We start from the raw sequence: 26,169 nt of genomic DNA, 5'->3' as shown, positions 1-26,169 counted from the left end.
ATTTTATGAATAATTTTATGAAAGGAGGTGAGATCATGAATGTTCTAAATTCTAAAGAATCAAATATTAGAGAAGATAGAGAAACTAGAGAAAATATAGAAACTAGTAGGGGAGAATGGAAGAAAACTCACCAATCTAAATATTGTGAAAGTCATGCTAACTACTTTGAAAATTCATCTAAAAATGACTTTGGTGCTCCTCTTTTAGGAGATAGTCGTGATTTATTTAGGCCAAAAACTTCCGATATTCCGAATCAACCTGGAGTATACAAGTGGAGAGATGAGCGTGGAAAAGTAATATACGTTGGAAAAGCAAAAAGTTTAAGAAACAGGCTATCGAATTATTTTCAGCCATTAAATCAGCTTCATCCTAGAACGCAATCAATGGTATTAACAGCTAGAAGTTTAGAATGGACTGTTGTAAACACAGAGCTTGAGGCTTTAACGCTTGAATATACTTGGATTAAAGAGTTTAATCCAAAATTCAACATTGTTTTTAAAGATGATAAAACATACCCATATATTGCTGTATCAGTAAACGATGATTTTCCAAGAGTTTGGATTACTAGAAATCGAAACTCAAAGTCAACGCAATATTTTGGACCGTATGCAAAAGTTTGGCAATTAAAGCACAGCTTGGATTCTTTGCTAAAAACTTTTCCTGTTAGAACATGCAGACAGTCTGTTTTCAATAAAGCACAAAAAACAGGAAGGCCGTGTCTTCTTGCGTCTATTGGAAAATGCTCTGCGCCTTGCGTTCAAAACGTAGACAAAAAAACGCATAGAAACAATGTTGAGCAATTAGTTGGCATTTTAACTGGCGCTATTGGAGATTCCTACATTAACGATTTAACTAGAAAAATGAAGGAGTTAAGCGATAATTTAGATTTTGAAAATGCTGCAAAAATAAGAGACAAAATCAATATTTTTAGAACTGTTATTCAACAAAATTCTGTTGTTTTTAACGATCAAGTAGAAGCTGATGTTTTTGGATTTAGTGCAGATTCGATTGATGCATGCGTTCACGCGTTTTTTGTTAGAGAAGGACTGATTCGCGGAGAAAAAAATTGGCAAGTCGAAAGAAGCGAAGACATTAGTGATGCAGATATAATCGCAAATTTGCTTATACGAGTTTATTCTGAATATGAATCAAATAATGATTTGCAATATGAAAACTCTTTAAAAATAGAGCAATCCAGGAATGCGTTACAAATCGACTATTCTAGTGGCCAAAATATAAATTCGTCGTATAGAGCTAAAGAAACAAAAGAACGCAAAAAGCGACAAGAAACAACAGGAAGAGGAGATTTGCTTGACCCAATTTGCCCTATTCCTAGAGAGATTATTGTTCCTATTGAATTAGATAACTCTCAAAAAGAAAATATTGAAAGCTGGCTTAGTGGTTTAAGAGGTTCAAAAGTAACTATTAAAGTTGCAGAGCGTGGAGATAAGCGCTCGCTTATGGATCAAGCAAACTTGAACGCTGAGCAGTCTCTAAAACAGATGAAAACAAGTAGGATTTCTACTTTAGAATCTAGAACTAATGCTATGAATCAAGTTGCTGCAGCTCTTTCAATGAGTGAAGCTCCTTTGCGAATTGAATGCTATGATATTTCAAACTCGGCTGATGGAAGATATCAAGTTGCATCAATGGTTGTTTTTGAAGATGGAATTGCCAAGCCTAGTGAATATAGAAGATTTTCTATAAAAGGACCTAATGGCATTGGCCAACTAGACGATTTAAGCGCATTATATGAAACTATTTCTAGACGTTTTAAGCATAAAGATGAAAGTAATAGCGATGTGGATGATGATAGCGTAGAAAATCGTGCACAATCAAGTTCTAAAAAATTTGCATATAAGCCTAATCTTGTAATCGTCGATGGTGGTATTGAGCAAGCAAAAGCAGCTCAAAAAGCAATGATTGATTGCAATGTTAAAGGCATAACAGTATGTGGATTGTCTAAAAAATTAGAAGAAGTTTGGCTACCTAATAATCAATACCCAATTATTCTAAAAAGAAGCTCCGAAGGATTGTATTTGCTTCAAAGAGCTAGAGACGAATCTCATCGCTTTGCTATTGCTTATCATAGAAAAAAGCGCGCAAAGGCAATGTTGTATTCATCTATTGACTCAATTCCTGGAATTGGCGAATCTTATAAAAAACGTTTGCTTTCAAAATTTGGCAGTGTTAAAAATCTAAAAGAAGCAAGCGTAGAAGAGTTACAAAAAGTTCCTGGAATAGGTTTGTTAAAGGCTAAAACTATTTATGAGTTTTTGCACTCTCAATAAATCTAAACAATTCTATGGCATGTTGATTAGTCATGATAAGCAACTAGCCTTATAAGTATGTCTCAAGAAATCGAAATAGGTTTGGGCAAAAAAGCCCGAGTTGCTTACTCACTAGACGATATTGCTATACTTCCTTCTCGTCGTTCTCGCGATCCAAAGGCTGTATCTACATCATGGCAAGTCGACGCTTATAGTTTTGACGTACCAGTGATTGCTGCGCCAATGGATTCTGTTACAAGCCCAGATACGGCTATTGCAATGGGCCAAATGGGAGCGTTGGGCGTGCTAGATTTGGAAGGATTGTGGACTCGTTACGAGAATCCAGAACCACTTCTTAAAGAAATCTCAGAGCTTAAAGACGAAGTTGCAACTAAGCGCATACAGGAGATTTATTCGGAGCCAATCAAGCCAGAACTTATTGTTAAGCGCTTGCACACAATTCGCGATGCAGGTGTTACGGTTGCAGGTGCTCTTTCTCCGCAACGCACTCAAGAATTTTATTCTACTGTTCTAGAAGCAGGCGTTGATTTATTTGTTATTCGCGGAACTGCTGTTAGTGCGGAGCATGTTTCTAAAGACCATGAGCCTCTTGACTTAAAGAAGTTTATTTACGATTTAGACGTTCCAGTTATTGTTGGAGGTTGCGCAGACTACACTTCCGCATTGCATCTTATGAGAACTGGTGCTGCTGGAATCCTTGTTGGTTTTGGCGGTGGCGCTGTTTCTGCAACAATGAATACGCTCGGAGTTCAAGCGCCTATGGCAACTGCTATTGCAGACGTTGCAGAAGCTCGCAGAGATTATATGGATGAGTCTGGTGGACGATACGTTCAAATTATTGCAGATGGCGGAATGGGAACGTCTGGTAACTTTATTAAGGCACTTGCTATGGGAGCAGATGCAGTAATGCTTGGCACTCCTTTAGCGCGCGCAACCGAGGCTCCAGGCCGAGGAATGCATTGGGGAGCAGAAGCTCGTCATCCTTCTTTGCCACGCGGAATGCGTACAAATGTTGGAACTGTTGCTCCTCTTGAGAATATCTTGTTTGGACCAAGTCATATGGCAGATGGAAAGACTAACCTTATTGGTGCTTTAAGGCGAACAATGGCATCTACTGGGTATGTTGATGTTAAGAGTTTCCAGCGTTGTAGTGTTGTTTTTAATCCATTCCATCAAGATATAAGGTAAATCATTAAAATCCTATTATTATCTTATTAATGATTAATAGAATTGCGCGCTTGATTCAATTTTGAGTGCGCAATTCTTGTTTATAGGCCAAAAAGTGTGTAAAGCTAAGATGATGAATGTTCTTAAAATAGAATTAGTCAGTTAGCTTTTGGCGCATAATCCCGTTTTTGATAGTTTTGTTTTGTTTTTGCTAATAAACTTAATATTCCAGAATTTTGCAAAGTCAAGTTAGTTTTCAACACCATTATTGATATAACATGTGTAAGTCTATAGAGATTATCTATACATATAGGATTATCGATATAAATAATCTATTATAAAAATACGGTTAAATCTAGATTCTTAAGCAAGCTATTTAACACGTTTAACTAAAAATATTGCAAAAAGCAATAAAAGATTTTAGCAAACAAGTAAAGATTGGAGTTGTTATGAGCCTTATTGGTACGCATATTCTTCCGTTTAAGGTAAATGGATACAAGAATGGCAATTTTGTAGAAGTAAGCGACAATGACGTTCTTGGAAAATGGGCTATTTTCTTCTTCTATCCAGCAGACTTTTCATTTGTGTGCCCAACAGAGCTTGAAGATCTTGCAAACCACTATGAAGAGCTTCAAAAATTAGGTGTAGAAGTTTATTCTGTTTCAACAGACACTCATTTTGTTCACAAAGCTTGGCACGATGATTCTAAAGCTATTGCAAAAGTTCAATACACAATGCTTGGAGACCCAAATGGCGCGCTTTCTAGAAACTTTAATGCGCTAAATGAGGAATCTGGTTTAGCTCATCGCGCAACTTTTTTGCTGGATCCTCAAGGCAATATTCAATTCTACGAGATGACAGCAGATGGAATCGGCAGAAACGCCGACGAGATGATTCGCAAAATTAAAGCTGCACAATTTATTGCATCTCACCCAGGAGAAGTATGCCCAGCAAAGTGGGAGCAGGGAGAAGAAACACTTGCTCCATCTATTGACTTAGTTGGAAAAATCTGATTTTAACAGTTGATTTTATTTGCTTATTTTAACTGCTGATTTTATCGACAAATTTTAACACAATTTACACGTTGCTTTGATTGCTACAGAAAGTGAAAATAATGACTTTATTAGATTCAAATTTAACTACTCAACTTGCTGGATTGCTAGAAAAAATGGTTAATCCGATTAATCTTGTTGCGTACGTTGATAGTAGTGAAAATTCTCAAAAAGTTATTGAGCTTTTGCAAGAAGTAGCAAATCAAAGCAACAAAATCACTGTTATAAAAGATGATAAAAGTAGTACTAAGCGAATCCCAAGTTTTTCAATTACTAATCCGCAAAATAACGTTTCTGTAAGTTTTGCAGGTTTGCCACTTGGTCATGAGTTTAGCTCTTTAGTTTTGGCTATTTTACAAGTAAGTGGTTATGCTCCCAAAATAAGCGAAGACCAGCGCAAAGCAATTTTGAGCATTGGAAGTCATGAAGTTACTACATACATGTCTGTTACTTGCATTAATTGCCCAGAGGTTGTTCAGTCACTTAATACAATTTCGATTATCAATCCAAAAGTAAAGCATATTGCTGTAGAAGGAAGCGCTTTCAAAGACGAGGTAGATGCTCTTGGTGTAATGAGTGTTCCTGCTGTTTTTGAAAACGGAAAGATGATTTCGTCTGGAAGGTCATCTATAGACGAATTAGTTGCGATGCTTTTAAGACAAGAAGAAAATGGGGATTCGAGCGATTCTAGTGATTCTACGGTTTCTAGCGATTCTTCACTAGCGCAAAAAATGAACGCTAAAGACCCATACGATGTTCTTATTGTAGGCGGAGGTCCTGCTGCCAGCGCTGCCGCGATTTACACAGCTAGAAAAGGTCTTAAAACAGCAATGATTATGGACCACAGAGGCGGTCAGGTTGTTGAAACAGAAAGCATTGAAAACCACATTTCTCAAACGCACACAACAGGCGCAAAGCTTGCTAGCGATTTAACAAACCACATTGCTCAATACAACATTGACGTATTTACTCCCGATTGGGCTACGTCTTTAGACGTTGCAGAAGAGCCTTACGGATTACACACGATTAACACTAAATCTGGCGGAAGTCTAAAAGCTAAAGCGGTGATTATTGCAACAGGCGCTACGTGGAGAACGCTTGGTGTTCCTGGAGAAGATGAATACAGAAACAGGGGAGTGTCGTTCTGCCCGCATTGCGATGGCCCTTTGTTTAAGAACAAGAATGTTGTAGTTGTTGGCGGAGGAAATTCTGGAGTCGAAGCTGCAATAGACTTAGCAGGAATCGCAAATCACGTTACTGTTATAGAGTTTATGGATTCTCTTAAAGCGGATCAAATATTGCTAAACACTTTGCATTCTCTTTCTAATGCAAATGTAATAACAAGTGCATCTCTTAGCAAAATAGATGGAGATAACAAAAAAGTTACCGCAGTGCATTATATGGATCGCAATGAGAATAATGTGGAAAATCGTGAGAAAATTTTACACACAGACGGAGTGTTTGTTCAAATTGGTTTAATGCCAAATACAAAGTGGATTGAAAATAAACTAAGCTTAAACAATCGAGCAGAAATAGTAACAGATAGAAAAGGATGCACGAGTATTCCTGGAATCTTTGCTGCTGGCGATTGCTCGGATGAGCCTTATAAGCAGATTGTTACAGCATACGGGTCTGGCGCAAATGCAGCTCTTAGCGCTTTCGACTATTTAATTAGAGATCCACATAATTAAAATCATGCCTGGAACATTCATAGAACTCGCTTAGAATACGCATATAGCACGCCTATAGTACGCATAGAAAGATAAATACTTGAACATTAAATCGCTTGAATACTTAATTGCTTTTGCAAAAGAAGAAAGCTTTACAAAAGCTGCCGAGCGCATGCACGTTTCTCAGCCAACTTTATCTACGCAGATTAAAAAGCTAGAAGACACGCTTGGAGTTTGTCTTATTGAGCGGACTCCAGGAAAGCAGATTTTAACTCCTGCAGGAAGGGAAGTTGTGTATTATGCAAAGCGTATTCATTCGGATGTTTCTAACATTTATCAAGCAGCAAGGCGCCTAGAAGATCCTTGGTCTTCTACAATAGTTTTAGGAATTTTCCCAACATTATGCCCATATCTTTTGCCTAGAATAATACCTGTTTTGCGTAAGATTAAGCCGAATTTTACTATTCGTTTTGTTGAAGAAAAGTCTGCAACTTTAATCGAATTGCTAAATAATGGTCAAATCGATGCAGCAATATTGAGCGAAAAGTTAGACGAATCGTCAATAAAGGTTAATCACATTTTTGATGAAGATTTTGTTTTAGCAGCGTCAACAAATTCGCAATTGGGAAACCAAAAATCTCCAATCGACTTGTCTCAATTATCTAGCCAAAAAATACTTCTTTTGGAAGATGGACATTGTATGAGACGAAGTATGATTGATGTTTGTCAAAAGGTTGGAGCAAAACAGTCCGAATTTTGTGCAACATCTTTGGAAACCTTGCGATACATGGTTGTTGGAAGCAAAGATGTAACATTGCTGCCACGTCTTGCAACTCTTCCGCCTATTGTTCAGCCAGCTGGTTTAACAATTCGCGAGTTTAATAGTCCAAAGCCGTATCGATCGCTGTACTTAAATTGGCGAGCTGCTTCTCCAGTAGACAAGATTATGGAAGGATTATGCACGATTATTTATGGAACTTGCGCGAATTTGCATAAAAAATAATTGCAATCACATATTTTAATATTTGATTATTTGCATATTTAACATGATTTAGCAGACTTTTAGCAGAATCTTAGTAAGATTTTCGATAAAATTTGATTGCATGCTTGCGATTCAACAATCATTTATATTTAGAATATTCGCTATACTTAGAATGTTTAGTAAGAATCAATAAGATGCGTATAAATCAATTGTGTAGAATTTTATTGTCTTACGTTAAAGTTGTGCAATAAGAAAGAATGGGGATTATGCAAAACCAAGTGCAATCTAGCAATAACGCTGATTCAATCTGCCATAATGCAAAAAATTGCAATTATAACGCAGATAGAAGTATGCAGATTGCGCTACGTACAATTGATACGCTTTGGGAGAGCAAAAACTCAATTCCTGTTAAGCTATTTTCAAAAAAACATATTTTTAACGATTTTCCTTTTATGCCTAGCTCAACAAAACTGGGTTGGATTAAGATTTACGGCAAAAAACAAGGTATTTCAATTGGATTGTTTAGCAAAGATCGCAAACGTTTTTACCAAGTTGCTGTTGCTGATTTAGAAGGCAGAGTTTACGAAGGGCACACTGTAACAATTGAAGATACAACGGAAAATATACCCGAATTGTCTTTTGTTGAGCAAAACTCTATGACTATTTCTAACTCAGATAGATTCTACGGTTGCATTGATAAAAAAACTACTCGAGCAAGTCATAAAGCGAGCCATAGCGCAAGCCATATCAAAAAAAGTGGTTTTAAGAATAAGTCAAATAATGATTTAGTTGTTATTAAGGGAGATGTTGTTGTTCAAACTTCTAAAGATGGCGGAATTCAATGGGTGTCGTCTTGGATTCGCAAAGCAAATACTAAAAAAGAAACTTATACGCTAGAAGAAACGCGTGTAGATTTGCCTAATAATTTGCGTTGCAATCTTAGTTATTTTGACGCAATCGCTATATCTTATTTTGCGTCATTTTTTGTACCAGATATGTTGTTAGCTTTTAGCGGATTTGGGTCTGGAAACATATTTAGGCATCTTACAAAAGAAGCACCTTTGAGTGCTATTAGGCGAAGCGTTTGCGATGCAAACACGGCAGAGAGAGCTGGTCTACGCGTATCTGCAATGGAGAAATATTTTACATACTTAATGGCAGATGCGGGAGCGTTAGAGGACGCTGGAGCATTAGAGGCTGAACACGCCGCTGAAAGATTGCATTTGCAAAAATCTAAATGTTCAGATGCAAACTTTTTAGTTTGGGATGATTCTTTGGAGGCAAAATCCGCGTTAAGAGCTTTGCGTATAGAAGGAGCAATAAATAGATTCCAGTCTATTAGCAATTGCTTAGAAGAAAACTGCTCTAATGACGGTGATTTAACAGAAAATAACGCAACTTATAATCAAGTTTGTGCAATGGATATGGCTTTTATAAACGATCCTGCTTTTTGCGCAAGTGGCGAGATTGACATGAATTCTTTTGGCAATCCGTTGCAAGACAACAATATTAGGCCATTATTGCATTTACTTAACCGTGCAAGAAAATCTAATGATTTGTATATTTATAAAGCTGACGGATCTTCTAATTGTGAATGGTCGTACAGGCAAAGACTCTCGGAACTAATCAGAAGCCTTTATTTGCCTTTTAGATTCGATGCTGATTTTAGATCTAATTTAGATAGTGGGAATGTTGCATTAGCGTTTATGGCAACAGGAAATTCAATGATGCCTAATCTAACATACGATTGTGTTAAAAAAGATTTTGTTCCAATAAGCGAACGAAACAGATCTAAAATGACAACTAACTACAATCTTCGTCTTGGATTAATGCTGGCTGCTCTTGCTTTTGGTGCTAGCGAAGAAGTGCAAAACGTTTCAATACGATTAGATTCAATCGGCTTAGAGGAGATGGTTGCAGCTCAAGACGTTGCTATGAATAAAATTTTAAGCCAAACGATTAATGCTCTTAATCACATGAATAAAAATGCTGCAAGAGCAAAAGGCGATCCAAAAGATGGGGATATTCATGGAGACGTTAGTAGTGGTTTTGCTAATTTAGGGTCTAGCGCGGATAGTAGTGCAGACAGTGCTTCAGATAGTCTTGTTGAAAGCATTGTAGAAAATCTTGAAGATACAAGCGCAAGCAACAGTGATAATAGCGCTAACGGTAATCGTAGCGATAATAGCAATAGTAGTAATAGCGATAGCAATAATAGCGCAAAAAACGAAGACCCAATGGCAGCGTTTAGCAAATCTCCTTCGATTATACCGTTGCTAACTGTTACTTTTACTAGAAAGTCGTTCTTAAAGCACATACGCGCAAACGGATTAAATAATCCTCTTGAAACGTATAAAAAGTTTAATGCAACTTTGCAAGTCGATGAAAACGGCTCATTAAACCAAATTGAGCCAACGTTTGACTTACGAGACAGCTGCTTTGCGCCGCATGGTGCTCAAGAAGAACCAGAGTTTTCCGACATAATTTTTGACGCAAAGTCGCAAGAATTGTTAGCAACTCAAGACGCAAAAGGCCTTTCAATACAGCGCGAAGACGTTTTACAACAAGCGGTTGCTGATTTTAATCACATAGCGTCTAAAGCAATTATGACGAACGCAGAAAAAGCTCGTATGGCAATGGATATTGTTGAAAGCATTAACGATCCAGAGCTGAACGATCAAGCAAACCATGTAATAAGCGCATTAATAGACGAAAAAGAAATACCAGAAATATCGTTTAACGCTTCAAAAGATATTTACAATATGCGAGTGCATGCTCACGAACAATTTATGAGTGGGGATTTAGAAAGCGCAATCGAAGAGTATGAAAACAATATAAAGCATTTTGACGATATGTTTGCTTCTGGGGATGTTGTTCCAAGATACTTCAACTCGTATGCTGAGCGCGTTGTTTATAATCGCATGTTTGCAACGCAAAACGAGCAAATGAGGCTTATACCAGACGGACTTTTCTACGCGCATATGGAGATTGCGGATTTACTCGGCCAGCTTGGAAGGAGTAAAGAGGCGCTAAAACATCTAAATACAATGGTTTCTTATGCTCCAACGTATGTTATATCTCACTTAAAGCTAGCTTCGCAATTATCTCGTCAAGAAGATTGGCCTTCTGTAGAAGCAGTATGCTTAAACGCTTTACAAGTATGTTTCGATAGAGAAGATGCTGCGTTTATTTACTACAGGCTAGCATATGCAGAGTGGATGCAAGATAACTTCCCGCTCGCTGTTGCTGCATATATGGTTGCAGATGACTTGTTTAGTGAAAAAAATGAATCTCTAGAAGTAGAGCTTGCAGAACTCTTAAGTAGAGTTGAATCTCAATGCATTGCCGTTCCTAGAAGCTTGCATCAAGCAAAAGAAATGCTAGAAATCAATAATATTGTGAATTGGCCAGATGTTAATGCATATGAGATTATTGACGAAGCTGCAAAAGTCACTGTTAATGAGGGTATGTTTGTTATTGCGCGAACTCTTTCTGTTGCTAGATCTAGAATGCTGTTTAGAAACGATTCTTCTGAAAGTATTGTTCAAATGCAATTTTTGCGATCTCTTAACGCTTAATAAATTCTTGTTAAATGGGCTATAAAATAGACTAAAACGCTTTGAAGGGAAGACTCATGGCTGCATCTAATGGTGATTCGACGCAACATTCGAGTGGTGCTCAATTGTCACTTTTTGATGATCTAGATAGTGTTAATAATGTTGAAAATATACAAAATAATAATGAGACAAGCGTTAATGGCAAATTTGCATCAACGATTCAAAGCGCAAAGCAATCACATGATGTAACAAGTGATTTAAGCGAGTCTAACACTTTTAGTTCAATCGTAGATTTTGACAATTGGATTGCTAAGCTAGAGCCGTCAGATTCGGACGCAATGCAATTAGCTAAGATTGAGCCTTCGCTTTTAACAACAGAACAAGGCGCAAGATTATGGGCAAAATTGGCTGCATGGGCGCAAGCAGATCAAATCGCATATTATGTTGATGATTCTCCAACAAGCTCCGACGCAGCTTACGACGCAAGAATGCGAGTATTGAGCGCGCTTGAGGCTACTTTCCCGATTCTAGACACGCCTCAATCGCCAACGCATAGAGTTGGCGGAACTTTTTCTAACGATTTTGCACCAGTTCGTCACCCTTCAAGAATGATGAGCTTGGATGATGTTTTTTCGATTGATGAATTAAAATCTTGGTATAACAGCATTATTCGAGACTTGCAATGGCCTGAAAATAAGCCGCTGCCAATGACATGTGAAGTAAAAATCGATGGACTTGCGCTAAATCTTATTTATCGAAATGGAACTTTGGAACAAGGGCTAACCCGAGGAGACGGTGTTACTGGAGAAGACATATCGCTAAACGTAAGAACAATCGAAGAAATTCCTACGCAATTGCATGGTGAAGATCCAGACGATATTCCAGAATTTGTGGAAATCCGCGGTGAAGTATTTATGAAGTGGGCGGATTTTAGAAAGCTAAACATTGAGCAAGAAGATTTAGGAAAGCCTGCTTTTGCAAATCCAAGAAACGCGGCTGCAGGATCTTTAAGACAAAAGGATCCTAGAATTACAGCCACAAGACGCTTGAGTTTTATAGCACACGGATTAGGAAATCTAAAGTGGAAGGATTTAGCGCAAAGCGGCGGCGAATCTAATGCGCATACTCAAACATCATTCAACCAATCAGACGCTTACGAATTGTACAAAAAATGGGGTATTCCTGTTTCTCCATATACGCGCAAAGTTACGTCTTTTGAACAAATAGAAGACATGATTGACTACTATGGTGAGCATAGAAACACTATTATTCATGCACTAGATGGAATTGTAGTAAAAGTAGATGATCGCGCTTTGCAAAAAAAGCTTGGTGCAACTTCTAGAGCGCCGCGTTGGGCGATTGCGTACAAGTATCCGCCAGAAGAAGTTAATACGCGCTTAAAAGATATTGTTGTTCAAGTTGGAAGAACAGGAAGAGTAACTCCAGTAGCTGTTTTAGAGCCAGTAACTGTTGCAGGTTCCACTATATCTCGTACAACTTTGCACAATCCATACGAAGTTGAACATAAAGGTGTACTTATTGGAGATACTGTTGTTGTGCGTAAAGCTGGAGATGTTATTCCAGAATTAGTTGGACCTGTGCTCAAATATAGAAATGGCAGAGAAAATGAATTGAAAAAATTCGTTATGCCAGAGTATTGCCCATCTTGCGGAACAAAGCTTGCTCCTACAAAAGAAGGCGACAAAGATATTCGATGCCCTAATGTAGAAAATTGCCCAGCTCAGCTTACTGAGCGCATAATCAACTTGGCTTCAAGACAAGCTTTTGATATTGAAAATCTTGGCGAAGCATCCGCTCTTGCTCTAACTAACCCAGAAGATTCTAGGCCAATAACATCAAAAGTTTATATTGAAGATAAAAGCATAAGCAAAATAGTTGTTGAACGCGGATCTTCTAATCCGCCGATTCTACCAGAGTCGAATTGCGATCTTCCTGCTCCTCAAACTCCTGTTCTTACTAGCGAAGCTGATATTTTTAATATTAACGCTAACGATTTAAGAAATGTTAAAGTTTGGAAGGAAATTCCGCTTGTTGAAGAATGGGAAGAAGTAGGAAAAGACGGAAAACTCAAAAAACGATCTAAGAAGATTGGCGGAAGTGGATTATGGAGGCAAGTCTCAGCTTTTTGGACTAGGCCTCTAGAAGCTACGAGAAGAAAGTCGAATGATGATTCTAAAGATTCTAATGATTCTAACAATTCTGACACCTCTAGTAGCTTTACTAGTGATGAGTCTAACGAATCTTTTAATCCAAACTACCCACTGTTTGAAGTTCCTGTGGATGCTTACGTAACAAAGCTAGTTGAAAAGAAAATTCGCGTAAATAATGTTCTTAAAACAGTTGAAGCGCCAGAATACACTCGTCCTAGCGAAACAACAAGAGCAATGCTAGAAGAAATAGCTCAAAAAGGTAAGTCTGCGCCTCTTTGGCGTGTGCTAGTGGCACTTTCTATTCGCAGGCTTGGGCCGCCAACAGCTCGCCTTATAGCTGCAAGATTTGGCTCAATTGAAAATATTGCAAATGCGACTATTGAGGATTTAACTCAAATTGATGGCGTTGGTCCAGAAATTGCTCAAGCTGTTTTTGATTGGTTTGAAAAATCAAAAGATTCTAACGATTGGCGTAGTGAAGTTTTAAGAAAATGGAAAGAAGCTGGAGTTGTTGGAAACGATTCTGCACAATCCAATAATCTTGAGCAAACGCTTAGTGGCAAAACTGTTGTTGTTACAGGGTCTTTAGAAGATTTCACACGAGATTCTGCTAAAGAAGCTATTGTATCTAGAGGTGGAAAAGCTGCATCTTCTGTTAGTAAAAAAACGTATTGTGTGATTGTTGGAGCAAATGCTGGATCTAAAGAAGCTAAAGCAGAAGAACTTGGCATACCAATGTTGAACGAGAATCAATTTAAGATTTTACTTAAAACAGGTAGTGTTGAATCTGCGCTAAAAAACGATATTACACTTGATTCGCAAAGTGAATTGTAAAAACATGAGTAATAATCTTGTTGAATTGGAAACGCGTATCTACGACTTATTGGGTAGTGTGATTGATCCAGAATTAGGGCGTTCTGTTACCGAATTAAACATGGTTACGGGCGTTCGCGTAAGAGAAAAATCATGCGAAAAATCATGCGAATCAAATAATCATAATCCAACTTATAGCGTTTCTATAGATATTGAGCTTACTGTTCCAGACTGCCCATTAGCTCAAGTTATTACGCAAAGAGTTCAATCAGTTGTAGCAAAGTACCCAAATGCAACGTTTATTCCAACAGTAAACGTAAGCGCTATGAGCAAAGATAAGCTTGCAAAGCTTGTTTCGGATTTAAAAGAGGAGCGTAAAGAAAATCCGTTCAATAAAAATGGCGTTAGAACAAGGATTTTTGCTATTGCATCTGGAAAAGGCGGAGTTGGAAAGTCTTCTATAACGGCTAATTTGTCTGCCACTTTTGCATCTCTTGGCTACAAAACAGCAGCAATAGATGCAGATGTTTATGGTTTTTCATTGCCGCGCATGTTTGGAGTTACAACTCAACCGACTAATCTGAACGGCATGCTTATGCCAGTTGAAGCTTGGGGAGTTAAGCTGATTTCTATTGGAATGTTTGCTGGAACAGATCGCGCGATTTTGTGGCGAGGACCTCGTTTGCAACGTTCTCTTGAGCAATTTCTATGCGATGTTTGGTGGGCAGATCCAGACGTGCTTCTTTTAGATTTGGCTCCTGGAACGGGAGATATGGCTTTAGCCGTTGCACAATCATTGCCGAATGTGGAGCTTGTTGTTGTTACAACACCTCAACCTAGTGCTTCGGATGTTGCGGTTAGAGCGGGGCTTATGGCTTTGCAAATTCCGGTTAATGTGCGCGGTGTTGTAGAAAATATGAGTTGGTTCGATAACAATGGAGCGCGACTAGAAATCTTTGGCTCGGGAGGCGGAAAGCGCGTGAGCTATCAGCTTTGCAAAGCTCTTGGTAAGAGTGTTCCTCTTCTTGCTCAAATTCCGTTAGACACAAGTATTAGAGAAATTGGAGAATCGGGCAGACCTGCTGTTCTTACAAAAGATGGCAAACTAGCAAACACTCAATTAGCGAATACATTTGTTAGTCTTGCAAAATCATTAATCGATTAATCGATAAAAAATGAGGCCACTTGACTTTTCGTCAAGCAGCCTTATTTTTGCAATATGCTTTGATTAATGCTTTGCTTTATAAGCCAAACTACTTAATAGCGTTAAGCCACTGTTCTTTAGTTGCTTTTTCTGCTTGTAGCTTAGCTTTACGCTTTGAATCTTTTTCGCTTGCAATCTTAGACTCAAGCTCTTCGAGTTGAGCCTTTAATTGAGCAGCAAAACTAGATTTGCGAGCATCTGCTTCTGGGTCTGCATCTTTCCAAGCAGCGTCTTCAACAGCCTTAATCTTCTTGTCTACATCGTTCAAGCGAGATTCAATTCTGCGCATATCTTCGCGTGGAACAAAGCCAATCTTGTCCCATTCTTCTTGAATCTCAGACAATGCTTTGCGAGCAGCTTTAGCGTCTTCTTCGTCTTTAACAGGAACAAGAGCTTCTGCTTTAACTAGTAATGCTTCCTTCTTGCTAAGATTTTCTTTTTCGCCAGCACTCATCTTTTCTCTATCTTCTTGACGAGCATGGTAGAAAGCATCTGCAGCTTCGCGGAACTTCGTCCACAATTCGTCGTCGTGTTGACGTCCAGCATTTCCAGCCTTCTTCCAGCGGTCCATCAAAGCATTAAACTTCATTGAAGTTTCACGCCATTGAGTGGAGTCCTTTAGGCTTTCTGCTTCTTTTATGATTGCTTCCTTAATCTCTTTAGCACTATTGCGCTCATTGTCTCGCTCTTTAACCCAAGCAGAGCGAGCTTGAGAGAACGCAGAACGGGCTTTAGAGAAACGCTGCCAAAGAGCATCCGCATCCGCCTTGTTTAAGTGAATTGTAGTGCGCTGATGCTGCTGCCACTTATCGAACAGCGAACGGAGCTTATCGGAAAGCGAGCGCCAGTTTGTAGACTCGCCCATTTGTTGAACAAGCGCTTCTGCCTGTTCAACAATTGCTGTGCGATCTTTAAGAGCTTTTTCTAATTCTGCTTTGCGCGCTTTAGCGAGTTCTTCTTTTTTAGATGCAGCTTTAGTTTTTAGCTCGGCGTGTCGCGCGCTTAAAGCGGCAAGATCTCCAACAACAGATGGCTCCTTAAGCTCCGCATCTAAAGTAGCTAAGGTTTCGTCAATTTCCTTTGGCCTTACGTTAGAAGATTCAAGTCTTTTTTCAAAAAGATCAAGCTTGATTTTTAAGTCAAGATAACGGTGTACGTAGAAAGTCAAAGCGTCTTCTGGAGTGCCAGTAGAGTATTGCCCTACTTCGCGTTCTCCACCAGCTTCTCGAACATACACATTTCCATTTTCATCAACACGCCCAAAGGTTTTTGCGCCTTTAACGTCTTCTTCGCTATACGAGATAGCTGGAACAGCAGCAACAACGCGAGCTTTATTTGCTAAGCTTGCAGGCGAAGGAGCATGCGGCTTTGGGGTAGCTTGTTTAGTAGTTTCTATAGGTTTAGTCTGTTCGGTCACGGGACGACTCCTTAGAGCATATGCACGGTAATAGTGTTACGAATAAGTATGACGGTAAGCCATGATTTTTCCGTAACATAACCTATTATAGTGGACATGGTACAAGGCTCATCAATATCTGGTTTTCCGGAGTGGCTTCCAAGCGAGCGCGCTGTTGAGCAGCGTGTTATGGACACATTGCGGGAAGTATTTGAATTAAATGGTTTTATAGGCATTGAAACTCGTGCTGTTGAGCAGGGTTCAAGCTTGTTAAAAAAGGGTGAAACTAGCAAAGAAATATATCTTTTATCTAGATTGCAAGAAGTGGGTCACGAAAGCGACACTCCAGTTGAAAATCGCATTGGATTGCACTTTGATTTAACAGTTCCTCTTAGCAGGTATGTTGTTGAACACACTGGCGATTTAGCATTCCCATTTAAGCGTTGGCAAATGCAAAAAGTTTGGCGTGGAGAGCGTCCACAAGAAGGACGTTTCCGTGAGTTCGTTCAAGCAGATATTGACGTTGTAGGTAATGGCGACTTGCCATCTCACTACGAAGTGGAGCTTCCACTTGTTATGGTCGAAGCTTTGGAGCGTTTGCGCGAGTTTGGCTTGCCAAAAGCCACTGTTCACGCAAATAATCGCAAGCTTTCCGAAGGCTTTTATAGGGGAATTGGCTTAAGCGATATTGAAGGTGTTCTTCGAGAAATCGATAAGCTAGATAAGATTGGCGCAAAAGAAGTTGCAAATCTTCTTGTAAAAGAATGCAAAGCTACAGATTCTCAAGCTGCAGCATGCTTAGAGCTTGCAGAGCTAAACGCAAATAGCGGAGAAGAATTAAAGACTAAATTCAACGCTTTATGCGATAAACACAATATTTCTAAGGATGCCAGCAATGAATCTTACGCTTTAGCGATTGAAGGTGTAGAAACGCTTGCGATGATTGTAGACGATGCGTCAAAAATTCGTCCAGGATCTGTTGTTGCTGATTTGAAGATTGCGCGCGGCTTGGATTACTACACTGGCTCAGTCTACGAGACATTCTTAGAAGGCGCTGAATCCCTGGGGTCAATCTGCTCTGGTGGAAGATACGACAATCTTGTTTCTCAAGGAAACAAAAAGTATCCAGGAGTAGGTCTTTCTATAGGACTTTCGCGCTTGCTTTCTTACATGCTTCACACATCTGGAGCTACAGTTTCACGCGTTTCTCCTGCTGCAGTTTTGGTTGCAGTTTGGAACGAAGAAGATAGGCCAGCTTGTAACGAGATTGCTCAAAAGCTTCGCTCTAGAGGAATCGCAACAGACGTATCTCCAAGTGCTGCAAAGCTTGGTAAACAAATCAAGTATGCAGATAAGTTGGGTATTCCATACGTTTGGTTCCCAGCAGATAGTACAGATTCTGAATCCAGCAAAGACGAAGTAAAAAACATTATTACGGGAGAGCAAGTTTGCGCAGACGTTATGTCTTGGCAGCCAGATGACGCATATGCTCATCAAACTGTTTCTTGCGCTCAATAAGTGCAATTTACTTTTAAGATTTAAGATTTAAGATTTGCAATTTGCTTTTTAAGATTTTAATATTTGAAAGCGCGATTCATGCGGTAAACTATTAAAGTCAAAACAAAAATTAACAAAATTATTCAAACAAGGAAGTGGACTTATGAGCCAGACGGCGTATCGCACACACCATGCCGTTGAAGTGACTGAGACATTAGTTGGACAAAACGTAACCATTGCTGGTTGGGTTGATCGTCGCCGCGACCACGGTGGCGTTGCCTTTGTAGACGTTCGAGACAACACTGGCTTAGTGCAAGTTGTTATTTACGATGAAGAAACTGCGCGACCATTGCGTAGCGAGTTTGTTGTGCAAGTTACTGGCGAAGTTCGCTTGCGTCCAGATGGCAATGAAAATGACCATTTAGCAACAGGAAAAATCGAAATCGTTGCAAATAAAGTAACAATTCTCGCTAAGTCCGATGCGTTACCATTCCAAGTTTCTACAGCTTTGGAAAACGAGTCCGAAAACAAGCTTCCTAGCGAAGACGTACGTTTGAAGTACCGTTATCTTGATTTACGCCGTCCATCTATGCAGCGTAATCTAAAGCTCCGCTCTAATATGGCTAAGGCAGCTCGTCATGCTTTGGAAGATATGGACTTTACAGAAGTAGAAACACCAACGTTTATTAAGTCCACTCCAGAAGGCGCTCGCGATTTTGTTGTTCCAGCACGCTTGGTTCCAGGCTCATGGTACGCTCTTCCACAGTCTCCTCAGCTTTTAAAGCAGTTGCTTATGGTTTCTGGTGTTGAGCGCTACTATCAGCTTGCTCGTTGCTATCGCGATGAAGACTTCCGTGCAGATCGTCAGCCTGAGTTCACTCAGCTCGATATGGAAATGAGCTTTGCAAGCCAAGAAGATGTTATGGCTATGGCAGAGCGCGTTATCGCTGCTATTTGGAAGGAAGCAGGCCACGAAATTACTCTTCCTTTGCCTCGAATTACTTGGCAAGAAGCAATGGATAAGTACGGTTCCGATAAGCCTGATTTGCGTTTTGGAAACCCACTTATTGAGTTGACTGACTTCTTTAAGAACACTCCATTCCGCGTGTTCCAAGCTCCTTATGTTGGCGCTGTGCTCTTTAAGGGCGGTGCCGAAACTCCTCGTCGTCAGTTTGACGCATGGCAGGATTGGGCTAAGCAGCGCGGTGCTAAGGGTTTGGCTTATGTAGTCTTTGGTGAAGATGGTGAGCTCAAGGGCCCTGTTGCTAAGAATCTTAGCGAAGAAGAACGCGCAGGACTTAAGGAAGCTGTTGGTGCGCAGGATGGCGATGCTGTGTTCTTTGCAGCAGGAAGCCGTGAATCTTCTCAGCTTTTGCTTGGTGCAGTTCGTGTAGAGCTTGCTAGCCGCGCAGGATTGCTTCACCCAGACGAGTTTGCGTTTACTTGGGTTGTTGACTTCCCACTGTTTAAGCGAACGGATGATCCAGACGATGACGATGTTGCAGTTGGCCACTCAAAGTGGACTTCTATGCATCATCCATTTACAATGCCATCTGCTGATTGGATTGACAAGTTCGATAAAGACCCAGAGCATGCAATGAGCGATTCTTACGACATTGTTTGCAACGGAAACGAGATGGGCGGCGGCTCTGTTCGTATTCATCGCGATGATATTCAAGACCGTGTGCTTGACGTTCTTGGAATCGACAAAGCAGAGGCAGAAGAAAAGTTTGGATTCTTGCTTGAAGCGTTTAAGTATGGTGCTCCACCTCACGCTGGTATTGCTTTGGGCTGGGATCGTACTGCCGCTATTTTGGCAGGCGCAAGCTCAATTCGCGACGTAATCGCCTTCCCTAAGGCTGGCGGTGGCCGCGATCCTCTAACTGGCGCTCCTGCTCCAATCTCTGCTGAACAGCGTGCAGAAACTGGCGTTGATTACGATCCAGAAGAAGACGAATAGTCGCAAGCGCTAAACAAGAATTAATATTCATATATGCCGTTAAGTCGTTTGGTTAACTAAACCAAAATCAAGGCTTAACGGCATTTTTTTAAGTAAAATTAACATTTTTGTATCATTTTTAATGTTTTTCGTAACTTTATAGGTGGTTAAAAGTAACTATTACGATAAACGCATGTAACACAGGAACATTAAAATCCTTTTTATGGATACTAAATTAAACAACACAAAAAAAGTAGCACAGCCATTGGTGGAACTTAGCCATGTTGAAAAACATTATGGCAAGCTTCACGTTTTGAAAGATATTAACTTAACAGTTAATAAAGGCGAAGTGCTTGTTATTATTGGACCTTCTGGTTCTGGCAAGTCAACAATGTGCAGGACGATTAATCGTCTTGAAACAATCGACTCTGGAGATATTCGCATTGATGGTAAGCCTCTTCCTCAAGAAGGAAAAGAACTTGCTGCATTGCGTGCGGAAGTTGGAATGGTGTTCCAATCTTTTAATCTTTTTGCAAACAAGACGATTCTAGAAAACGTTACGCTTGCTCCTATTAAGGTTCGCCATATGGAACAGCAAGAAGCAGAAAGTTTAGCAATGGATCTTCTTGCAAGAGTTGGTGTAGATAATCAAGCAAACAAGATGCCTTCTCAGCTTTCTGGAGGTCAGCAGCAGCGAGTGGCAATTGCTCGCGCGCTTGCAATGCACCCAAAGGTTATGCTTTTTGATGAGCCTACATCTGCGCTTGATCCAGAAATGGTTAACGAAGTTCTTGATGTTATGGTTGAGCTTGCAAAAGAAGGTATGACAATGATTTGCGTTACTCACGAGATGGGCTTTGCGCGTAAAGCTGCAGACAAAATCGTGTTTATGGCAGATGGTCGTATTCTTGAGCAAAATACGCCAGAAGAGTTCTTTGAGAATCCAAAGACAGATAGAGCAAAAGACTTCCTTTCAAAGATTTTGACTCATTAATTTGATTCTTAATTGAAATCATTAATATCGATTTTTAAGTCTTTAAGAGGTAGCTATGAAATATTTACACAATATTGCTCTTAAGTGTAAGCGTTGCAGACTGGGATTCAGGCATACATATCGCGCAATTTTATCTATGGTTTGCGTATTGTGCTGCGTTTTCCCGCTTAGCGCTTGCAGTAGCGATAATCGAAGCAATGTAATACGCATTGGTATTAAGTTTGATCAGCCTGGTCTTGGTTTCAAAAAGTCTGGAACCTACGTTGGTTTTGATGTAGACGTTGCAAAGTATGTTGCCAAAAAGTTGGGTTACTCCGAAGATAGAATTGTTTGGAAGGAATCGCCTTCAAAACAGCGCGAAGCAATGCTTCAAAATGGCGATGTAGATATGATTGTTGCAACATATTCCATAACAGATGCCAGAAAAAACGCTGTTTCTTTTGCAGGACCATATTTTATTGCTGGTCAAGATTTATTGGTTCGTAAAGACGAGCATAAAGTAAGCGGTCCAGACGATTTAGATGGAAAGCGCTTATGCTCCGTAACTGGCTCTACGTCTGCAATAGTTATTAAAGAGAAATACTCTTCAAAAGTTCAACTTATGCAACAGCCTGGCTATGCAGAGTGCGCAACAGCATTATTCTCTGGAATCGTAGACGCTGTTACAACAGACGATATTATTCTCGCTGGTCTTGCTACAGCATCTAGAGGCAGACTAAAGCTTGTTGGTAAGCCATTTACCGAAGAACACTACGGAATTGGCATTAAAAAAGGAAACACTAAGCTAGCTAAGCGCATTAATGCTGCTCTTAAAGACATGATTAAAAATGGTTCATGGAAAAGAGCTTTAGACGACAACATGCGCGGAACTGGTTTTAAGCCAAACGCAAAGTATAATCCGCCAGTACCAGAAGAGGGGGAGGAGTAAAATGCAAGACTTTGTGCAATTATTTACCTCATACAATATTCCAGGAGCATTCTTAGTGAATATTGAAATCACATTGTGGAGCGTGCTTTTTTCCACGATTCTTGGTGTGATTCTAGTTATGATGAGGATTTGCCCAATCCATTCGCTTCGTCTTATTGCAAGCGCATACGTTGAGTTCTTTAAGAATATGCCTCTAACTATAATCATGGTTTTTATGGTTCTTGGCGTGTACGCACAGCTAAAGCTCGGTTTTTCCACTGTTTTTAGCGTAAACTTCTTCTGGCTTGCAATTGCTGGCTTGAGTTTTTACACTGCAGCATTTGTTTGCGAATCTTTAAGATCTGGCTTAAACACTGTACCTTTGGGTCAGGCAGAAGCATGTAGGGCGCTTGGACTTAACTTCTTCCAATCGGCTTTTAGTGTGATTTTGCCTCAAACTTTCTGCGGATCTGTAGCACCACTTGGAAACACGTTTATTGCGTTGCTCAAAAATTCCACTGTTGCTGCTGCTGCATCTGTTGCTACAGAAACATCTACTCTTATGAGCGAGATGATTGAAAGGCACGCAGATTTGATTGTTCCAATCTTTTTGATTTTTGCGTGCGGATACATTGTTTTGATTATTCCAATCGGTATTCTCACAACTTATTTGTCTAATAAGCTTGCGGTTAGAAGGTGATAAAAATGGCAAAAGAACAAGAAAAATCTCTGTTATTTGATGCGCCTGGACCTAAGGCTCTAAAGAAGATTCGTATTGCAAATATTATTGCGTGCGTTGTGTTTGCGCTTTTTGTTATTGCTCTGCTTTTAAGACTTAGCAATCCTCCAGAAGGCGAGAACCAGCTTTCGTGGGCATTGTGGAATCCAGCTGTAGAATCGGAAGCTTGGAGCGATTTTTATCTTCCAGGATTGTGGATGACTCTTAAAGCTTCGCTTCTTGCTGTTGTAGGCTCAATAGTTTTTGGACTCTTATTTGGTCTTTTAAGACTATTGCCTAGCTTGATTCTTCGTAGCATTTCTGCAGTTGTCGTTGAATTTTGCCGAGCTGTACCAGTGCTTTTGCTTATGATCTTCCTTTGGCGAGGATTTGCATTTGCTGGAATAAGTGGAGCGTCTTATTGGGCTGTTGTTTTGTCTTTGATTTTGTACAACGGTTCTGTTGTTGCAGAGTTAGTTCGATCTGGCGTTGGAAATCTTCCTAATGGTCAGCGCGAAGCATCTTTAGCTCTTGGACTTTCGCAATATCAATCTTTAACACAAATCGAAATGCCGCAAGCAATAATCGCAATGCTTCCTGCAGCTGTAACTCAGCTTGTTGTTGTGTTAAAAGATACTGCATTGGGTTCCATAATTATGTACACTGATTTGCTTCAAGAATCTAGACGACTTGGATCAATGTACTTTAACATTTTGCAAACTTTGACTGTTGCTGCAGTTGTATACTTCTTGATTTGCTGGGCGCTTTCTTGGTTTGCTGAATGGCTTCCATCAAAGCTTAGTAGCAGAACTGCAGCTCCAACAGAGCCTGAACCTGTTGCACCAATCGCAATTATGGATCCTTCTAACGTGAATCAGATTGCTGTTGCTAAGGAAGTTAAAGAGCTGCCACATGGTGGAACTCCTAGAAAGTACCACGTGCATCACCGCGGTACAAACGCTTCTATTCACCATTGGCGTCGTACGCGTTACTTGCAAGGCTACGATGAGCATCATCTAGAAACAGGTGACGAGAATCTAGAAGATAGTCAAAATACTAACCAAGATAAAAATAATAAAAAGCATGATTAATCTTAACTTTTAGATTAATCATGGAATGATAGCGCAATGGGTTTGATTCCGCCTATTGCGCTATTTTTATTCGTTTGATTTTATTCGTTTGAACAAAACGCTTTTTAGTATTTACTAAAACACGACTAAACATGTTCAAAATAAAAATCGATAAAAATCGACACAATCATGTTAAAAATCGTGTTGTGATGTGTCGTTATTGAAAGATATCATAGCAAAGATATGCTTGCGTTCGCCGTTATGACTGGAGGAAAGTTTTATGACTATCGCACAAGCGGGGGAAAGCAAGTCTCGTAGAGTTTTATTGAAACTCTCGGGAGAAGCATTTGGCGGTGGCGCCGTTGGTATAGATACTCATGTTATTCGTAGAATTGCTGGCGAGATTGTAAAAGCAGTGCATGAAGGCGTGCAAGTTGCAATTGTTGTTGGCGGCGGAAACTTCTTCCGCGGTGCAGAGCTTCAACAAGCTGGCATCGATCGCAGTCGCGGCGATTACATGGGTATGCTTGGAACTGTTATGAATTGCTTAGCTTTGCAAGATTTTCTTGAACAAGCAGGGCAGGCAACTCGCGTTCAAACTGCTATAACAATGGGTCAAGTTGCTGAGCCTTACATTCCACTTAAAGCAATTCGACACTTAGAAAAAGGCCGAGTTGTGATTTTTGGTGCAGGCGCTGGCATGCCTTATTTTTCAACCGATACTGTTTCTATTCAGCGTTCTTTAGAGATTCATTGCGATGAAGTTCTAATGGGTAAAAATGGCGTTGACGGAGTTTATAGTGCAGATCCTCGTAAAGATCCTAATGCTAAAAAATTCCTCACTCTTAATTACCATCGCGCGCTTGTTGATGGTCTTGCAGTTATGGACGCTTCTGCGCTTTCTATGGCTAGAGACAATAACCAAAAGATTCGCGTATTTGGCCTAGAAGGAGAAGGAAACGTTACTCGTGCATTAGTCGGAGATCAAATTGGAACTTTGGTTTCTAACGACGAGCCTACGTTTGCTTAATAGATGAAATATTAGTGAATAATCACCAATAAATAAATCATCAATAAATAAAACATGCAAATTAGGCAATAATTTAACAACGTAAAATTTAACAATCACAAAATTTATAAATAGAATTTTAATTGGCACAACTAATACCAATAAAGGAGAACACATGCCAGCGATTATTGATCAGGCTCTTGAACAAATGAACAAGTCTGTTGAAGCTACAAAAGAAAACTTTATGGGCATTAGGACTGGTCGAGCTAATCCTGCTCTTCTTAATGGCATTATGGTTGACTATTATGGTGCTCCAACTCCTATTAAGGCTGTAGCTTCTATTGGCGTTCCAGAGCCAAGAACTCTTTCTGTTACTCCTTTTGATGCATCGCAAGCAAATGCTGTTGAAAAAGCTATTCGCGATTCAGATTTGGGTGTTAGCCCTAACAGAGATGGCAATGTTATTCGCGTTACAATGCCAGAGCTTACTGAAGATAGGCGTAAGGAATACGTAAAGCTTGCTAAGACCAAGGCAGAAGAAGGCAAGGTTGCTGTTAGAAATATTCGTCGCAAGACTAAAGAAAGCATTGATAAGTCTGTTAAAGATGGCGAGATTGGCGAAGATGAAGGCGACCGCTTGCAAAAAGAACTAGATAAAGTAACTAAGCAAGTTACCGATTCCTTAGACGCTTTGCTAGAAGGCAAGCAGAAGGAAATCATGGAGGTTTGATTCTTTGGATTCAAATGCTACAAACGATGCTTATGAAGCTTTAACAGATATAAACAAGCGAACTGGCAGGAACATGCCACAAGCTATTGCAACTGCAGTGCTGCTGATTGCTGTAATTGTGGCATGTCTTCTTGTAAGTATAGATGCTTTTGTTGTTCTTTTAACTGTTTTTATGCTTCTTGCATTGTGGGAATTGCACGTTGACTTTGCTACAGCGGGGTTTAGGATTCCTTTTGCTATACTGTCTATTTGCTCGGTTATTACGATTTTTTCAACCTTCTACGCAAAGTGGCATGCAGTTGCAATGGCAAGTGGAATAACAGCCTCGCTTATTTTAACTGTTATTTTTGCAACTCTAAATAGCACTGTATCTAAAAGAACTATGCGTGCTGTAGAAAAGAAACTACAGCATGCAACTTCTAAAAGCCCAAAAGCTAGTACTTTTACTAATACAGCTGTTTCGTTGTTTGTAGTGTTGTATATTCCTCTTCTTGCTTCTTGCATTATTTTATCTATAGCTGATTCTAAACAAGCTGTAGCGCACGCAATGCTACTCATATTTTTACCTGCTTTAAGCGATACAGGCGGACTTTTTGCTGGAGCATGGTTAGGTAAACATAAGCTTTCTCCACGAATATCTCCAAAAAAGTCTGTTGAAGGACTTATAGGATCTATGCTTCTTGCACTAATCGGAGCTTACGCGATTGTTGCTGGATTCTATGGAACATCTTGGATTAAATTCTGGTGGATGCCTGCTGTTATGGGCATTTTGTCTGGAATTGTTGGAACTTTTGGTGATTTGTGCGCATCTATGCTTAAACGAGATATTGGCATTAAAGACATGGGTCATTTGCTTAAAGGTCATGGCGGTGTTCTAGATAGAGTGGACTCAATCTTGCTGTGCGCGCCAGTTTTAATGGCCTTAATCAAAGCAGTTGGATTCTAACCAATTAAACGTTTTAACAAAAGTCCTTATGTTTTGTTGAAAGTAAAAGAAAATAA

18 protein-coding genes are annotated in these 26,169 nt (G+C 39.8%); 17 read left to right on the top strand and 1 reads right to left on the bottom strand.

Annotation, left to right across the window (positions count from 1 at the left end; genetic code table 11):
• The first annotated feature begins 35 nt into the window (after positions 1–35).
• From uvrC to ACPEIW_RS03670, 8 genes are all read left to right on the top strand, one after another.
• On the top strand, positions 36–2,291 hold the full coding sequence (gene uvrC / locus ACPEIW_RS03705) for an excinuclease ABC subunit UvrC (protein WP_162861515.1): 2,256 nt from the start codon (positions 36–38) through the stop codon (positions 2,289–2,291).
• A 57-nt stretch (positions 2,292–2,348) separates the two neighbouring features.
• Positions 2,349–3,479 (top strand): GuaB3 family IMP dehydrogenase-related protein, encoded by a 1,131-nt coding sequence (locus ACPEIW_RS03700; protein WP_004130903.1) that lies wholly within the window; start codon positions 2,349–2,351, stop codon positions 3,477–3,479.
• A 428-nt stretch (positions 3,480–3,907) separates the two neighbouring features.
• The gene (ahpC, locus tag ACPEIW_RS03695) at positions 3,908–4,471 is read left to right on the top strand and encodes an alkyl hydroperoxide reductase subunit C (RefSeq protein ID WP_101889301.1); all 564 of its coding nucleotides are present in this window, start codon (positions 3,908–3,910) and stop codon (positions 4,469–4,471) included.
• Positions 4,472–4,572: 101 nt separating this feature from the next.
• Positions 4,573–6,201: an alkyl hydroperoxide reductase subunit F gene (gene ahpF, locus ACPEIW_RS03690; protein WP_116285827.1), complete on the top strand. Its 1,629-nt coding sequence runs from the start codon at positions 4,573–4,575 to the stop codon at positions 6,199–6,201.
• A gap of 79 nt (positions 6,202–6,280) precedes the next feature.
• Positions 6,281–7,183 (top strand): LysR substrate-binding domain-containing protein, encoded by a 903-nt coding sequence (locus ACPEIW_RS03685; protein WP_004130897.1) that lies wholly within the window; start codon positions 6,281–6,283, stop codon positions 7,181–7,183.
• A 245-nt stretch (positions 7,184–7,428) separates the two neighbouring features.
• Positions 7,429–10,740, top strand: coding sequence for a tetratricopeptide repeat protein (locus ACPEIW_RS03680; RefSeq protein ID WP_425664409.1), 3,312 nt, complete (start codon positions 7,429–7,431; stop codon positions 10,738–10,740).
• Positions 10,741–10,796: 56 nt separating this feature from the next.
• Positions 10,797–13,724, top strand: a complete 2,928-nt coding sequence (gene ligA, locus ACPEIW_RS03675; RefSeq protein WP_425663097.1) for an NAD-dependent DNA ligase LigA — start codon at positions 10,797–10,799, stop codon at positions 13,722–13,724.
• 4 nt (positions 13,725–13,728) lie between these two features.
• Complete coding sequence (locus ACPEIW_RS03670) at positions 13,729–14,868, top strand: P-loop NTPase (RefSeq protein ID WP_425663095.1); 1,140 nt, start codon at positions 13,729–13,731, stop codon at positions 14,866–14,868.
• Positions 14,869–14,956: 88 nt separating this feature from the next.
• Here the strand turns inward: ACPEIW_RS03670 and ACPEIW_RS03665 are convergent, their stop codons facing one another.
• Positions 14,957–16,324, bottom strand: a complete 1,368-nt coding sequence (locus ACPEIW_RS03665; RefSeq protein WP_115757544.1) for a DUF349 domain-containing protein — start codon at positions 16,322–16,324, stop codon at positions 14,957–14,959.
• A gap of 96 nt (positions 16,325–16,420) precedes the next feature.
• Here ACPEIW_RS03665 and hisS point away from each other — a divergent pair, with 96 nt between their 5' ends.
• From hisS to ACPEIW_RS03620, 9 genes are all read left to right on the top strand, one after another.
• The gene (hisS, locus tag ACPEIW_RS03660; protein ID WP_425664407.1) at positions 16,421–17,821 is read left to right on the top strand and encodes a histidine--tRNA ligase; all 1,401 of its coding nucleotides are present in this window, start codon (positions 16,421–16,423) and stop codon (positions 17,819–17,821) included.
• Between the two features lie 142 nt (positions 17,822–17,963).
• Positions 17,964–19,760: an aspartate--tRNA ligase gene (gene aspS, locus ACPEIW_RS03655; RefSeq protein ID WP_016840150.1), complete on the top strand. Its 1,797-nt coding sequence runs from the start codon at positions 17,964–17,966 to the stop codon at positions 19,758–19,760.
• Between the two features lie 202 nt (positions 19,761–19,962).
• Complete coding sequence (locus ACPEIW_RS03650; protein ID WP_004137994.1) at positions 19,963–20,733, top strand: amino acid ABC transporter ATP-binding protein; 771 nt, start codon at positions 19,963–19,965, stop codon at positions 20,731–20,733.
• Between the two features lie 55 nt (positions 20,734–20,788).
• Positions 20,789–21,661: a glutamate ABC transporter substrate-binding protein gene (locus ACPEIW_RS03645; RefSeq protein WP_032815674.1), complete on the top strand. Its 873-nt coding sequence runs from the start codon at positions 20,789–20,791 to the stop codon at positions 21,659–21,661.
• Between the two features lies 1 nt (position 21,662).
• The gene (locus ACPEIW_RS03640) at positions 21,663–22,340 is read left to right on the top strand and encodes an ABC transporter permease subunit (RefSeq protein ID WP_020973582.1); all 678 of its coding nucleotides are present in this window, start codon (positions 21,663–21,665) and stop codon (positions 22,338–22,340) included.
• 5 nt (positions 22,341–22,345) lie between these two features.
• Entirely contained in the window at positions 22,346–23,449 is a 1,104-nt protein-coding gene (locus ACPEIW_RS03635) for an amino acid ABC transporter permease (RefSeq protein ID WP_032816806.1), read from the top strand.
• A gap of 259 nt (positions 23,450–23,708) precedes the next feature.
• Entirely contained in the window at positions 23,709–24,458 is a 750-nt protein-coding gene (pyrH, locus tag ACPEIW_RS03630; protein ID WP_016635319.1) for a UMP kinase, read from the top strand.
• 154 nt (positions 24,459–24,612) lie between these two features.
• On the top strand, positions 24,613–25,167 hold the full coding sequence (gene frr, locus ACPEIW_RS03625; RefSeq protein WP_016635318.1) for a ribosome recycling factor: 555 nt from the start codon (positions 24,613–24,615) through the stop codon (positions 25,165–25,167).
• Positions 25,168–25,171: 4 nt separating this feature from the next.
• Positions 25,172–26,113, top strand: coding sequence for a phosphatidate cytidylyltransferase (locus ACPEIW_RS03620; RefSeq protein WP_004130869.1), 942 nt, complete (start codon positions 25,172–25,174; stop codon positions 26,111–26,113).
• Positions 26,114–26,169 lie beyond the last annotated feature (56 nt).

Origin of the sequence: Gardnerella piotii, assembly GCF_049815665.1 — a bacterium.
GTDB lineage: Bacteria > Actinomycetota > Actinomycetes > Actinomycetales > Bifidobacteriaceae > Bifidobacterium > Bifidobacterium piotii.
This window is presented reverse-complemented; position numbering and strand designations above follow the sequence as displayed.